A 15,235-nucleotide genomic window follows, 5' to 3' on the forward strand; every position below is an offset into this window, starting at 1 on the left:
TACCGGAAGACAGAAGAAAGTGGATACGATGTAATCCAACTGAGGTATCAAGAGAAAAGACTTATAACCAAAAGGCCTGTCCAGATCGGACAGGCCTTTTGGGTTTTATTTAGAATGTTTTAGAACTGTCCTGAATCAAATAATTTAGCTCTTCCATTTCCTTTTCACTTAAATCTCTCCATTTTCCGACCGGGATATCTAAATGAATATGCATAATTCGGATTCGTTTCAATTCCTTGACTGTATACCCAAAATACTCACACATTCTTCGGATTTGTCGATTTAGGCCTTGAGTGAGGATTATCCGGAATTTGAACTTGTTGATTTGGCTAACTTGACATGGATCCGTGACGGTTCCTAAAATCGGAACCCCTTCGCTCATTTTAGTAATAAAAGATGGATGAATAGGGCGATCCACGGTGACTATGTATTCCTTTTCGTGATTATTCTTAGATCTCAGGATTTTGTTGACGATATCACCTTCGCTCGTCAATAGTATTAAGCCCTGACTGTCTTTGTCCAGACGGCCGATAGGAAAAATTCTTTCCGGGTGCCCGATATAATCAATAATATTATCTTTTTCTCCCTTTACATCTGTGGTGGATACTATTCCTACAGGTTTATTGAAGGCGATATACACATGATTTTTCTTGGGTTTGCCAACTAATTCACCATCCACGCGGACTTCATCTTTGGGAAAAACCTTGGTTCCAAGTTCAGGAATTTTCCCATTGATCGTAATTCGACCTTGTTCTAATAAGGTGTCCGCAGCACGCCTGGAACAATAGCCAACCTCACTGAGGTATTTGTTGATACGAATGGAATGGTCTGGATCCATAGCTATAAAAAAAGGTGAATTTTCACGGGAGCACCGTTTAATTCACCTATTTGGTAATGGTCAACTTATTTATTGGCTTGCCTCCAAGCTGAAAGAGCTTTTATCTGCAAGTAATTTCCCCTCTCCAGAAGTGCTTATAGAAGCCAATAACTTCAAGACTTCCTCCTTTTTGGAATTGAAAGCAGCCAAATTCCCCTTAGAAATAGGCTCAGACGGTGGAATTTCTTCTTTCAACCAGTCTTCCTGCTTCCCGTTTTTCCAAAATCTAAAGCAAAGGTGAGGACCAGTAGCCAAGCCCGTGCTTCCCACATAGCCAATCACTTGACCTTGAGACACTCGGGTACCAGGTTTGATTCCTTTCCCGATTTTGGACATATGAAGGTATTGAGTAGTATAGGTGCCGTTATGCTTGATCTTGACATAATTTCCATTGGCAGAGGTGTATTTGGCTTCCACCACAGTTCCGTCTCCGACAGATCGGATTTCAGTACCGGTTCGTGCGGCGTAGTCTGTGCCTAAATGAGGCTTATATCTTTTTTGAACTGGGTGATATCGGTTGAGGTTGTAGCGCGAAGAAATTCTGGTGTATTCCAGAGGATCTCTCAAAAATGCTTTCTTTAAGGAGTTGCCATCTTGGTCGAAGAAATTGGTTTCCCCGTTTTGTTCGAAAGGGATGGCGTGATAAGGTTTTCCTTTATGTTCAAAAAATGCAAGTTGGATTCCTGAAACTCCGACCACTGTATTGTCAATAACTTTTTCCTGATAGACAACCTTGAAAACATCTCCCTTTTGGAGGGATTGGAAATCTACCGACCAACCAAAGAGATCTGCAAATTTGTTGATGATTTGCACCGAAACACCCTTATCATCCATATCCTGATAGAGTGACCGCTGAATCATTCCGCCTACTTCGCGGGTTCGATATTCAGCTGGTTTTTCAGCTTTGTAGATTTCCATGGAATCCAGATTGAACACCACGTATTCGGCTGGGTTTGGCTCATAGATAAAAAACTGCGCCTGGGATGAATCTTTGGGAGTGATGACGGTGAATTTCTTATTGGCAGCAATCCAGCGTACATCGAAAATGTCTTTTGATTTTTTGGCAATCTCGTCAATGATCTGGTAAGGGACATTGAAAGGAGATAATAGGGTAGCCAAAGTCTCGTTTTTGCTTACAGTTCCTTCGACGATATTCAATCCCGTGACATCAATTCCATAGAGGAATACTGATTTTTTGGGTTGAACAAGTAAGCTGTCCGTGCTTGATTCTTCAGTTTGAGAGGTGAAAAAATTTGAACTAAGCGGTGAAATTTGGAACAAAGCCGCTGCTCCTAAGGTCAAAATTAGAGATGCAGCACCTATCCATTTTTTTTTCATTGGGGGTAATCTTTTTTGGGGTGAAGGAAATCGACATTCAATCAAGGAAAATCTGCGCGCATTTCCAAAAGAATGCGTTTGTAATGGCCCTTTTTTGCGCAATTATCATGCCGTGGAGTTTGATCAAAGGGGGTTATTTACTACAAACTTGATTTTGAAGTTTTTAAAATTTTCAACTCAAATCGGAATATTTTTCATTTAATGATGGAGATCGCTAGGAATCTTTTAAAGAATCATGGATTACTCTAGGTCATTTATTTATCTTTGACCTCCCAAAATCAAAAGGAAAAATGTTAAGAACTCATACCTGCGGCGAATTGCGCCTGGATCATGTCAATCAACAAGTAACACTGGCTGGCTGGGTACAGCGGGTCCGGAATAAAGGAGGATTGATCTGGGTGGATTTGCGAGACCGTTATGGAGTCACTCAACTTATTTTTGAAGAAGGATCCACTGAAAAGAACCTCCTGGAAAAAGCTGCCCAACTGGGAAGGGAATTTGTTGTTCAGGCTACCGGTTTGGTAATTGAAAGGACTTCAAAAAATGATAAAATCCCTACAGGATCGATTGAAATCAAGGCCACTGCTCTAGAGGTACTCAATCCTGCAAAAGTTCCTCCTTTCATTATAGAAGATGAAACGGACGGCGGGGATGACCTGAGAATGAAATACAGATACCTAGATCTACGCAGGAATGTGGTCCGGGAGAAGCTTCAACTCCGTCATCGCATGATGCAGGAGACCCGAAAATACATGGATGGGCAAAACTTTATTGAGGTAGAAACTCCGGTATTGATTAAATCCACTCCGGAAGGGGCTAGGGATTTTGTGGTTCCAAGTAGGGTTAATCCGGGTGAATTTTACGCCTTACCTCAATCTCCCCAGACTTTTAAGCAGCTCCTGATGGTATCTGGATTTGACCGTTACTTTCAGATTGTAAAATGTTTCCGGGATGAGGATCTGCGGGCGGACCGCCAGCCAGAGTTTACGCAGATTGACTGCGAAATGGCCTTTGTAACGCAAGAAGACATACTCAATACCTTCGAAGGCTTGACCAAACACCTTTTCTCATCTGTTAAAGGCGTGGAATTGGGTAAAGTTGAAAGGATGACCTTTGCAGATGCCATGAAATATTATGGCAACGATAAGCCGGATTTGAGATTTGACATGAAGTTTGTCGAGCTCAATGAATTGGCTCAGGGCAAAGGCTTTTCCATTTTTGATCAAGCTGAACTAGTGGTTGGGATCTGTGCAAAAGGAGCAGCTGAGTTTACAAGAAAGCAAATCGATGAGCTCACTGATTGGGTTAAAAGGCCCCAGATCGGAGCCAAGGGCCTAGTTTATGTCCGATATAATGCGGACGGAACTTTGAAGTCCAGCGTAGATAAATTCTATTCCCAAGATGATTTGATGCAATGGGCAAATGCTTTTGGTGCCGAGCCAGGTGACTTGATGTTGGTCTTAAGTGGCGAGGCTAAAGCTACCCGCAAGCAAATGTCCGAGTTGAGGTTGAAAATGGGTGAGGACTTGGGCTTGAGAGACAGGAATGTCTTCAAGCCACTTTGGGTCTTGGATTTTCCACTGTTGGAATGGGACGAGGAAACTCAAAGGTTCCATGCCATGCATCATCCGTTTACTTCTCCCAAAAGAGAAGATATCCCATTGCTCGAAACAGACCCAGGTTCAGTACGGGCAAATGCCTATGACTTAGTCATCAATGGAGTTGAAATCGGTGGGGGATCAATTCGTATCCACGACCGTGGTACCCAGCAATTGATGTTCAAGCATCTGGGCTTTACTGATGAAGAGGCTCAAAAGCAGTTTGGATTCTTGATGGAAGCATTTGAATATGGAGCTCCCCCTCACGGAGGAATTGCCTTTGGTTTTGATCGACTATGTGCAATTTTTGGAGGCTCGGATTCTATTCGGGATTATATTGCTTTCCCGAAAAACAATTCAGGAAGAGATGTAATGATTGACTCTCCTAGTACCATTGCCGATGAGCAGCTCAAGGAACTCTCGATTCAAGTTGCGCTGAAGAAATAAACAGAAAGAGGCTGATTTTATCAGCCTCTTTTATTTTTTACCCACCAAGTAAGACCGGATTCCCATCACAATCAGCAATTGAGCTGTGGCATAAGTGCCCATAATCAAGATTCCGGATTCAGGGAAATCTTTATAAAACCTGGCCATCGCCAAGACTCCATCAGAAACCAAAAATAAAATCGCCCCGATAAATACCTGCCAAAAAGAAGCAGGACTGCACTTTCCAAACCTTTCCCTGGCTGTGACGACCATGCTTACAATGACTAAAATGTAGGCAATTACCGGAATTTTCAAGGCTCCCAAATTTGGGTTGATGAGATAGAAAATGAAGGCAGCTACAATGTATATGGGGAGGTTGAAAAAAAATGACTTGATAAAGTTGACCTGCCCAAGTCCATTGGGTCCGCTTTGAGCAAGTCGGAAACCGATAATGTAGCAAATATGGGCCATCAGAAATGCACCCAATCCATAAATGAAAAGCGATGGCCAAAGCAGGAGTACATCACCTATCCAGGAAAAAATCAAAGCACCTAGAATAGACTTTGTCAACAAGGTGGAAGCTATGGGTCGGGTGATCCGATAAAAATAGAGAATCAGTCCCAAGAGAATGAGTGGCTTGGAAAAAAACCTTGAGTGGGTATCTCCTTCAATAAGAAAGGCGATATCTACAAGGGTAGCAGCAAGAAAAACATAGAGCCAGATGATATTTTTATCTTTCAAGAGAATAATATTTTGAAATAAATTAAAATGAGACCATAAAAGACTGAATTATCGAATTTTAATCAATTAGTGTATTGAAATAATTCAATTTTTAGAATAATACGGGTTCAAAAAACAGGAATTTTTGTGGTTTTTCGCATTGAATTTGACGACTTGGGGTAAAAAAAATCCTAAAACGGCAAATTTTATTTCATTTTCCTTGATCCAAGGTGTTAAGCTTTTGTTAAAAAGTGTGAAATTTACAACGCAAAAATTTAATGTTAACTACTCTGACCAACAGGAGTGTGAACCTTACCTTTGCGGAGATTTCTAAATCAAAACCAACTTTCCAAAACAAAAAATTATGAGGCAAAATTTACTGAAAAACTTGATGGCAATGTTCCTACTCGTGCTGAGCACAGGGTATGCTTTGTCTCAGGGTGTTACTACTTCCGGTATTTCAGGGGTAGTGACTGAAGCAAACGGCCAGCCACTTCCAGGCGCGAATGTGGTTGCTACTCACTTACCTTCCGGTACCCGATACGGTGCAGTATCCAATGTAGAAGGTAAGTATTCCATCCCTGGGATGCGTGTAGGTGGTCCTTACAGACTTACTGTGTCATTTATTGGCTTCAGTACTCAAGAAATTGACGGTATTGTACTTTCCTTGGGCGTTTTTGCTAACGTCAATGTGGTATTGCCGGAAGATGGTCAGGAATTGTCTGAAGTAGTTGTTACTTCCAGCGCAGGAAGCATTTTCTCCAATGAGAGAACTGGTGCCAGCACTTCAATTGACAACAGAACCTTGTCCAAACTTCCTACTATCTCCAGAAACATCAATGACTTTACCCGATTGACTCCTCAGTCTAACGGTCAGTCTTTTGCTGGACAGGATTCTAGATTGAACAACATCACCGTGGATGGTTCTTACTTCAACAACTCCTTCGGTTTGGGTAGTGGAAGTAACCCAGGTGGTAGAACGGGTGTATCTCCAATCTCCTTGGATGCAATCGAGCAAATCTCCGTAAACGTAGCTCCTTATGACGTAAGACAAGGAAACTTTACCGGTGCTGGTGTAAACACTGTTACCCGCTCTGGTACGAATGAGTTCACTGGTTCTGCGTACTATTTCTGGAGAAATAACAAAAACGTAGGTACCGAAGCAGGTCAGAATACCTTCAACCCTGGTGACTTTACTTACAAGCAGTATGGATTCCGAGTTGGCGGCCCGATCATCAAAGACAAACTATTCTTCTTTGCTTCCTTTGAAGATGAGACTGAAGCTAGACCAGGTACTACTTGGGTAGCTAACAGAGGTGAAGCTATTCAGGGTAATGTGACCCGAGTATTGGCTTCTGACTTGGATCAGTTGAGCACTTTCTTGAGAAATAACTTCAACTACGAAACTGGTCCTTATGAAGGATATGACAACGAGACTTTGGGTACCAAATTCTTGGTGAAATTGGATTACAACATCAACGACAAAAACAAGCTAAGTGTAAGATACAATCACTTGGATTCTTCTACCGATGTCTTGATGTCTAACTCTTCTTCTTTGGGTTTTGGTAGCAGAAACGGTCGAGTTGATGCCTTGAACTTCCAAAACTCCAACTACAGCATTTTGGAAAATATCCGTTCAGTTGTGGGTGAATTGAACACCAGAATCAACAACAACATGACCAACAACTTGATTGTAGGTTATACTTTCCAGGATGAAAGCCGTGGATACAAGGGAGAATTCTTCCCAATGGTAGATATCTTGAACAACGGTACCACTTATACTTCTTTCGGTTTTGAGCCATTTACTCCAAACAACGAATTGAGATATAAGACTTTCCAAGTTCAGAACAACCTTCAGATTTTCGCTGGTAAGCACACATTCACTCTTGGATTTAGCTACGAAAAATACCAGTCTGAAAACGTATTCTTCCCAGGCTCTCAGTCTGCCTATGTTTACAACTCTCTAGAAGACTTCTACAAAGATGCTAACAACTTCTTGGCTAACGGAAACAGTGTGCCTTCTGGTGTTAACTTGAGAAGATTCCAAGTAAGATGGAATAACATCCCTGGTTCTGAGAAGCCAGTTCAGCCTTTGGAAGTGGATTATGTGGGCTTCTATGCTCAGGATGAAATCCAAATTGCCAATAACTTCAAAGCTACATTGGGCTTGAGAATGGATATTCCATATTTCGGAGAAACAGCACTTAGAAATCAGGCTGTAGAAGCATTGACTTTCAGAAATTCCGAAAGTGCTTATGTAAACTTCAGAACAGATAAGCTTCCTGATCCTAACATCCTTTGGTCTCCAAGAGTAGGTTTCAACTGGGATGTATTCAACAACCAGAAAACTCAGGTTAGAGGTGGTACTGGTATCTTCACCGGTCGTCCTGCATACGTTTGGATTTCCAACCAAGTGGGTAACAACGGTATCTTGACTGGTTTTGCTCAGTTTGACAACACCACTGCGAGACCATTCAACCCTAATCCAGATGCTTACAAGCCAGCTGAAGTAACAGGTCAGCCTGCTGCTTCTTATGAATTGGCTTTGACTGAGTCTGATTTCAAATTCCCTCAGGTGTGGAGATCCAACATCGCGGTTGACCAAGCTTTGCCTTTCGGCATCGTGGCTACAGGTGAATTCATCTACAGCTCTGACGTAAACGGAATTGCTTATTATAACGGTAACCTTCCGGTTCACCAAGCCTTGTTCAATGGTCCTGACAAAAGACCTCGATACACCAGAAACAGAATCAACAGCAATATTCCAAATGCTATTGTTCTTTCAAATCAAGCAGTAGGTAACTCTTGGGTTGCTTCCGTTTCCTTGGAAAGACCATTTACCAGCGGTTTGTTTGTAAAAGCTGCCTATAGCTATGGTGAATCTATGAACACCGTGGATCCAGGATCTATCGCTTCAGGTTCTTGGTTTAACAACCCAATCTCCAGAGACCCTAACAATCCTGAATTGGGCTTCTCTTCCAACAACTTGGGACACAGAATTTTTGCTACTGCTAGCTATAGCAAGGACTTCTTCAAGTTTGGAAATACTTCATTCTCTCTATTCTGGGAATCTAGAACTATCGGAAACGCTTCCTACACCTTCAGTGGTGACTTGAACGGTGACGGTGGTACTTCCAATGACCTAATCTACATTCACAAGAACACTGAGGAAATGAACTTCCAACAGTATACTGTGACTGTGAACGGTACTCCAAGAACATTCACTGCTGCTGAGCAGGCTGCTGCTTGGGAAGCTTATATCCAGCAGGATAAGTATTTGAGAGAAAACAGAGGTCAGTATGCTCAAAGAGGTGCAGTCATCATGCCGATGATTTCCAGAGCTGACTTCTCTTTCGCTCAGCAATTGTTCACGAATATCAATAACAAGAAGAACACGCTTGAATTTAGAATTGATATCCTGAATGTGGGCAACCTTCTTAACTCTGATTGGGGTGTAGGTCAAACCTTCAATTCTACTCAGCCTTTGATCGTACCTTCTACAGCTCAAGGTGGTCCTGCTAACGCCGCTGGCGTTTCTCAGTACCGTTTGAGAAACTTCGGTACGGACTTGATTTCTGAGACGTACAGAGCTACTGCAGGCGTTAATGACGTTTGGAGAATGCAGTTCGGTTTGAGATATATCTTCAATTAATCAGACCAAAACATCTTTAAAAGCACTCCATTTGGAGTGCTTTTTTTATTTTAGGCGTATGTAAAAGAAAGTGTTAATTGTCCAAGCTACCTTATAATTTAGACTAATGCATAAGTAATGGAAGGCAGAAAATTATATTCCCCAAACCATTGAATCTGCCCGAGGAGTTAAAAAGATTTCTATTTTCTCAATTTGTAACATTAGCATCACTTTTATTTTCCTTTGGCAACAGCAATTTACCTTCAGTAAGTTTTCCGCAAATTCCTGGGCTTTCCTCTGTTATTTTTGGAATTGGCAACTTTTGAGTTGACCTGTGAGTTGAAGCTTTATGTTATACTATAAGCAATTTTTCCATTCCAGTTCTCAAGAATGGATTGTCTTTATCCATGGGGCAGGAGGAAGCAGTGCAGTTTGGCATAAGCAGTTGAGAGAGTTTCAGAAGGAATATAATCTCCTGTTGATTGATCTGAGAGGGCATGGTAAATCCGCGGATTTACCTCAGGCGATTTGGAGTAAAAAATACACTTTTGAAGCAGTGACGGAGGATATTTTGGAAGTCTTGGATCATCTCCAGCTTCCGCCGGCCCATTTTATGGGTGTATCCTTGGGCACCATATTGGCAAGGCAGCTGGCCGAGATGGAGCCGAGCCGGGTTAAATCACTGGTTTTGGCAGGAGCTGTCACCAGACTTACCACTCAAAGTAGGATTTTGGTGTTTTTGGGGAATGTTTTCAAAAGGTTCATTCCCTACATGTGGCTTTACCGCCTTTTTGCTTTCATCATCATGCCTAGAAAGCAGCATGCTGAATCCAGGAATTTATTTATTCAAGAGGCCCAAAAGCTTTGTCAGAAGGAGTTTATCCGCTGGTTTACCCTGACCAAAGAAATCAATCCTCTATTGAGGTATTTCAAGGAAAAAGACTTGGGGATTCCGACCCTTTACATCATGGGTGACCAGGATGTCATGTTTCTGGAACCGGTAAAAAATCTGGTGAAGGATCATAAAAACGCCTTTTTGAGTGTTTTGCAGAAATGTGGGCACGTAGTCAATGTCGAAAAACCAGAAGAGTTTAATCAATTATCCATAGCATTCATTAATCAAAGAATTACATCCACTTCCGTACCTCAATGAAAAAAACTACCAAAATTGGATTGATTATCGGGATCATCGTCATCGTATTGATTGCATTTTTTTATCCCAGACTTGCAGACCAAAGAGCTGAGCCCACAGCTACAGGATCCACTGGCGGAGGAGGAGCGCAGCAAGCTCTTCCGGTTAATGTCATCCAATTAAAACGAGAAACCTTACGAAATCAATTGCAAGTAACAGGTACTATTTTGCCTAATGAATCTGTAGATCTGAGGTCTGAAATTTCAGGTCTTGTGACCCGAATCAATTTCCGTGAGGGGCAATATGTAACCAAAGGAACTCCTCTTGTTTACTTAAATGATGATGAACTGCAGGCTCAATATCAGAGGCTGAAATACACTCAAAAGCTGTTTGAAACCCAGGAAAACAGACAAAAACAACTATTAGCCAGAGAAGCGATCAGCCAGGAAGAATATGACATTGTCTTGAATCAATACAACACGGCGATCTCTGACATAAAGTTGGTGGAGGCGCAACTAGCCAAAACCGTCGTCCGCGCGCCTTTCAATGGTAAGTTGGGCTTAAGGTTGATTTCTGAAGGGACAGTAATTAGTCCTACCACTCCTATTGTAAGTATTGTCAATATCGATCCGGTCAAAATTGAGTTCTCCATCCCAGAGAGGTATGCCAACCAAGTGACGATCGGATCCCCCATCTATTTTTCCAATGAGTCCTCATCCGAAGAAGAGGAGGGTAAAGTCTATGCATTCGAACCTCAGGTGGATTTGGCGACCCGAACTTTGAAACTAAGAGCTCAAAGCCCGAATAAGGAAGGAAAGTTCCTGCCGGGGATGTTTGTGAAAATTCGATTCATTCTGGAAGTGACTGAAGACGCCCTGATGGTACCTGCGGAGTCGGTAATTCCTGAATTGGAAGGATATAAAGTATATGTAGCTACTGCCGACGGAAAGGTGGAGCAGAAGAAAATTCAAATCGGAACCAGAACCGAATCTCATGTTCAGATCTTATCTGGATTGAATGAAGGCGATCTGGTACTCACCACGGGTGTAATGCAGGCACGACAAGGCATGTCGATCCAACCTACCATAATCAACTGATCTTATGGCAAGTCTTTCAAATTTGAGTATCAACCGGCCTGTATTGGCCATTGTAATGTCACTGGTGATTCTCCTTTTTGGGGGAATAGGGATCTCCATGCTTGGTATTCGTGAGTACCCATCCGTGGATCCTCCGGTAATCAATGTAAGTACTACCTATGTGGGAGCCAATGCAGACGTCATTGAGGCTCAGATTACAGAACCCTTGGAAGAACAAATCAACGGGATCCAAGGGATTAAATCCCTGACTTCGACAAGTGCAGACGGTAGAAGTAATATCACGGTTGAATTTGAGGTTGGGGCTGATTTGGAAGCTGCTGCCAATGATGTGAGGGACAAGGTGGCAGGTGCCCAAAGAAATCTTCCTCCTGATGCAGAACCTCCAGTAGTATCGAAGGCTGACGCAGATTCTCAACCTATCGTAGCCTTGAATGTCAAGTCCAACAATAGAAGCCTCTTGGAGCTTTCTGATATTGCGGATAAAATTTTTAAAGAAAGACTTCAGACCATCCCTGGAGTAAGTAGAGTTCAGATTTGGGGAGAGAAAGAATATGCTATTCGTCTCCGAATGGATCCCTTAAAAATGGCATCCTATGGCATTACTCCTTTGGATGTGCTGCAAAAAGTGCAGAGTGAAAACCTTGAGCTTCCATCCGGAAGGATTGAAGGGCAAAATATTGAGCTTTCCGTCCGGACCAAGAGCCGCTTGAGTTCTCCTCAGGAATTCAATGACTTGATCATCAAGGAGGATCAAAACAACATCGTAAGATTCCAGGACATTGGAAGTGCGGAACTCTCTGCTTTAAATGAGCGAACAGTTCTAAAAAGAGATCTCGTTCCTATGGTGGCAGTAGTATTGGTCCCTTTGCCAGGTTCTAATAACATTGAAATAGTCGATGAATTTTACAAGAGAATTGACCAAATCAAGAGAGATCTTCCGGAGGACGTCGGGATCGAGATTGCTTTTGACTCCACCCAATATATCCGGAAATCAATAGCAGAAGTTCAGGAGACCATTATCACTGCCTTTATTCTGGTTGTGGCTATAATCTTTCTCTTTTTGAGAGATTGGAGAACGACCTTTATCCCAGTATTGACGATTCCGATTTCTTTGATCGGGGTATTTTTTATCATGTACCTGCTCAATTTCTCCATCAACGTGCTCACGCTATTGGGGATCGTGTTATCCATTGGTCTGGTAGTAGATGATGCAATTGTGGTTTTGGAGAATATCTATGCCCGAATTGAGAAAGGCGAAAAGCCTTTGGAGGCTGCTAGACAAGGCTCAGAGGAGATTTTCTTCGCAGTAATTGCGACTACCGTGGCTTTGGCAGCAGTATTCCTTCCTGTGATTTTCCTTACCGGAACTACCGGGCGGCTTTTCCGGGAATTCGGAATTGTGGTGGCAGGTTCTGTGATTATTTCTTCCTTCGTGGCTTTGACCATGACACCCATGTTGAGCTCCAAGCTCTTGAAAAGAAGAGAAAAGCAGAGTGCCTTTTACAACTTCACGGAACCGTTCTTTGTATGGCTGAATGATATCTATGAAAGTGCCTTGGCTAGTTTTATGAAAGTAAAATGGCTGGGCTTTGTGTTGGTTCTTTTGATTGGAGGCGGGATTTACCTTCTCTTTAACAGCCTTCAAACGGAATTGGTACCTACCGAGGACCGAGGAGAGTTGAGAATCAATCTCAGTGGTCCGGAAGGAGCTACTTTTGGATATATGGATCGGGTTGTGGACGAATTGGCCCAAGATCTTATGGATGAAATCCCTGCCGAAGAGCGTCAAGGGGTAACTTCTGTAACTTCACCCGGATTTGGTACAGCGAATACCAACTCGGCTTTCATCCGACTTTATTTGGTGGATGGTGAAAACCGATCCAGATCTCAGCAAGAAATCTTTAATCAAGTAAATACTAAACTTCGTTCTGTGACAGCTGTAAGAGGTTTTGCCCAGCAGCCTGTATCGATCGGGGATCGAAGAGGAGGTTTGCCGGTACAGTATGTACTGCAAGCTCCGACCATCGAAAAGTTGAAGGAAGCCATTCCTCCTTTTATGGAGAAGGTGGGCCAAAGTCAAGCCTTCATTTTCTCCGATATCAACCTGAAGTTCACAAAGCCAGAACTTGAAATTGAAATTGACCGGGAAAAGGCCAGAAACATAGGCGTTTCAGTTCAGGAAATTGCCCGGACTTTGCAGCTTTCTTATTCAGGACAACGATTTGCGTATTTCATCATGAATGGAAAGCAATACCAAGTAGTCGGTGAAATGCGCCTTCAGGACAGAAATGAACCGATCAATCTTAGGATGCTCTATGTCCGTGGAGGCAATGGTCAATTGGTTCAGCTGGATAACCTTGTAAAAGTGAAGGAAAACAGCACCCCTCCTCAGTTGTACAGATTTAACCGATTTGTCAGTGCTACCGTATCTGCCAACTTAGCCGAAGGCTATACGATCGGGGACGGTTTGGATGAGATGGATCGTATCGCCTCCGAAGTTTTGGACGAAACATATTCCACAGACGTAGCGGGACCTTCCAAGGAATTCCGCGAGTCATCTAACAGTTTGATTTTCGCCTTCATCTTTGCTTTGGTCTTGATTTATTTGGTGCTTTCTGCACAATTTGAAAGTTTCACTGATCCATTGACGATCATGTTTACGGTACCATTGGCTTTGTTTGGAGCCTTAGGAACACTCTGGCTATTTGGATTTACCTTAAATATTTTCAGCCAGATTGGAATTATCATGTTGATCGGATTGGTGACAAAAAATGGAATTCTGATTGTGGAATTTGCCAATCAACGCAAAGCGCAGGGCTTACCTGTGGAAGAAGCGATTTTCGGTGCAGCAGTAGCTCGATTCAGACCGATTTTGATGACCAGCTTGTCCACAATCTTGGGGATTTTGCCGATTGCCTTGGCACTTGGAGCCGGAGCTGAGAGCAGGGTGCCCATGGGAGCTGCTGTTATTGGGGGACTGACTTTCGCAACCATTTTGACCCTATTTGTTATCCCTTCGATCTATACTTTCCTTACATCTAAACAAGGTAGATTAGCCAGAATTTGATGAAAAAATCAATCCTATTAGTTTATGTTACCCTTTTGGTTTTTGGCACATCCGCCATTGCCCAGGAGTCTTTGGATTTAGAAAAAGCCATTCAATTGGGTTTGGAGAATAATCTTCAAATCAAAATTTCAGTTGACAATGTGTCCTTGAGGGAGGGAGAAAGAAAAATCGGAGCAGGGGACTTATTCATGCCTCAGGTGGACGCGACCTACCTTCGCTCTTTCAGTAATGAAGATGTGACTCAGAAATTCGTCAATGATCCCGCACCCCGGGAAATTGATAATGCCCGTTCTCGAAATGAAAACTTCAATGTCGCAGCGATCTATGGTTTTCGACCAGAATCCATCATTACCATGAGACGGCTGGGGCAATTGACCGAAATCAGTGAGTTGGAGGCTAAAATTGCGGTTGAGAACACTGTGGCAGGAATTTCTACTGCTTACTATCGCTTGATTTTGGAGCTTCAGCGCTATCAGGTATTGAAAGAGACGCTCCGATTGAGCAAAGCCAGACTGAATATTGCTCAAGCTCAATATGAACTTGGTGGAGCAGGAAAAAGAGACTTTCTTACCGCACAGGTAGATTATAACTCTGATTCCAGCCTTTTGCTGTCTCAGGAGCAGATCATCCAAAACGCAAAAGTCAACTTGAATGAGTTAATGGCAATCAGCCCATCTACAGAGTTTACCATCAAGGATACCATCACCATTGCCCAGAGATTGAATTTTGCAGAGCTGGAGGACAATGCTTTCCTGGAAAACAAACTCCTCTTGATCAACCAAAGACAAAAGAATGTTGCCTTTTTGCAAACCAAAGAGCTTCAGGCTTCCAGATTGCCGATGTTAAATCTCAATGGGGCTTATGTAAATAATACCTCCAATTCCGATGCGGGATTTTTGATCCAAAATCAAAGACAAGGATTCAACTACGGAGGGAATGTCACCATCAATCTTTTTAGTGGCTTAACGCTCAACCGAAGGATTCAAAATGCCAAGGTTCAACAAAGAATTCAGGACTATTCTCTGGAGCAATATGAAATTCAGCTCCTGTCGGATATTCAAAGGGCATTTAATACTTATGAGACAAATCTGAAGCTATTGACGATAGAGGAAAAAAATTATCAGGTGGCTAAAGAAAACACAGAGATCGCCTTGGAAAGATTTCGATTGGGGATAGCATCTTACTTGGAATTCCGTGATGCCCAGGTCAATTTGTTGACCGCTCAAAACCGTCTCATTACTTCCATTTATCAGATTAAGGAGCAAGAAATCGAATTAATGAGGTTGTCTGGTAAAATTTTCTTCCAAAATAGCGCAGAGGATTTTACCCTAAATCCCTGATAAAAAACG

Annotated in this window: 9 protein-coding genes; 6 read left to right on the forward strand and 3 right to left on the reverse strand. The window is 42.5% G+C overall.

The window, feature by feature from the left end; genetic code table 11:
* Window positions 1-109: 109 nt before the first annotated feature.
* Entirely contained in the window at window positions 110-838 is a 729-nt protein-coding gene (gene rluF / locus G458_RS0117140; RefSeq protein WP_026952977.1) for a 23S rRNA pseudouridine(2604) synthase RluF, read from the reverse strand.
* A 69-nt stretch (window positions 839-907) separates the two neighbouring features.
* Complete coding sequence (locus G458_RS0117145; RefSeq protein WP_026952978.1) at window positions 908-2,215, reverse strand: peptidoglycan DD-metalloendopeptidase family protein; 1,308 nt, start codon at window positions 2,213-2,215, stop codon at window positions 908-910.
* Between the two features lie 290 nt (window positions 2,216-2,505).
* On the opposite strand from G458_RS0117145, the gene aspS reads away from it, so the two are divergent.
* Window positions 2,506-4,260, forward strand: coding sequence for an aspartate--tRNA ligase (gene aspS, locus G458_RS0117155; protein ID WP_026952979.1), 1,755 nt, complete (start codon window positions 2,506-2,508; stop codon window positions 4,258-4,260).
* Window positions 4,261-4,290: 30 nt separating this feature from the next.
* Here the strand turns inward: aspS and G458_RS0117160 are convergent, their stop codons facing one another.
* Window positions 4,291-4,980, reverse strand: coding sequence for a lysoplasmalogenase (locus G458_RS0117160; RefSeq protein WP_026952980.1), 690 nt, complete (start codon window positions 4,978-4,980; stop codon window positions 4,291-4,293).
* Between the two features lie 343 nt (window positions 4,981-5,323).
* Between G458_RS0117160 and G458_RS0117170 the strand changes: the two genes are divergently transcribed.
* The 5 genes from G458_RS0117170 to G458_RS0117190 all read left to right on the forward strand — a co-directional run bounded on the left by G458_RS0117170 (window position 5,324) and on the right by G458_RS0117190 (window position 15,226).
* Window positions 5,324-8,611, forward strand: a complete 3,288-nt coding sequence (locus G458_RS0117170; RefSeq protein ID WP_026952982.1) for a TonB-dependent receptor — start codon at window positions 5,324-5,326, stop codon at window positions 8,609-8,611.
* 328 nt (window positions 8,612-8,939) lie between these two features.
* Window positions 8,940-9,743 (forward strand): alpha/beta fold hydrolase, encoded by an 804-nt coding sequence (locus G458_RS0117175; protein WP_026952983.1) that lies wholly within the window; start codon window positions 8,940-8,942, stop codon window positions 9,741-9,743.
* Window positions 9,740-10,819 (forward strand): efflux RND transporter periplasmic adaptor subunit, encoded by a 1,080-nt coding sequence (locus tag G458_RS0117180; RefSeq protein ID WP_026952984.1) that lies wholly within the window; start codon window positions 9,740-9,742, stop codon window positions 10,817-10,819. Before G458_RS0117175 ends, G458_RS0117180 begins: the two co-directional genes overlap by 4 nt.
* A 4-nt stretch (window positions 10,820-10,823) precedes the next feature.
* Window positions 10,824-13,886 (forward strand): efflux RND transporter permease subunit, encoded by a 3,063-nt coding sequence (locus G458_RS0117185; protein WP_026952985.1) that lies wholly within the window; start codon window positions 10,824-10,826, stop codon window positions 13,884-13,886.
* Window positions 13,886-15,226: a TolC family protein gene (locus tag G458_RS0117190; protein ID WP_035468442.1), complete on the forward strand. Its 1,341-nt coding sequence runs from the start codon at window positions 13,886-13,888 to the stop codon at window positions 15,224-15,226. The genes G458_RS0117185 and G458_RS0117190 overlap by 1 nt, the downstream gene beginning before the upstream one ends.
* The last annotated feature ends 9 nt before the right edge of the window (window positions 15,227-15,235 follow it).

This window comes from Algoriphagus mannitolivorans DSM 15301 (assembly GCF_000429425.1).
GTDB classification, from domain to species: domain Bacteria; phylum Bacteroidota; class Bacteroidia; order Cytophagales; family Cyclobacteriaceae; genus Algoriphagus; species Algoriphagus mannitolivorans.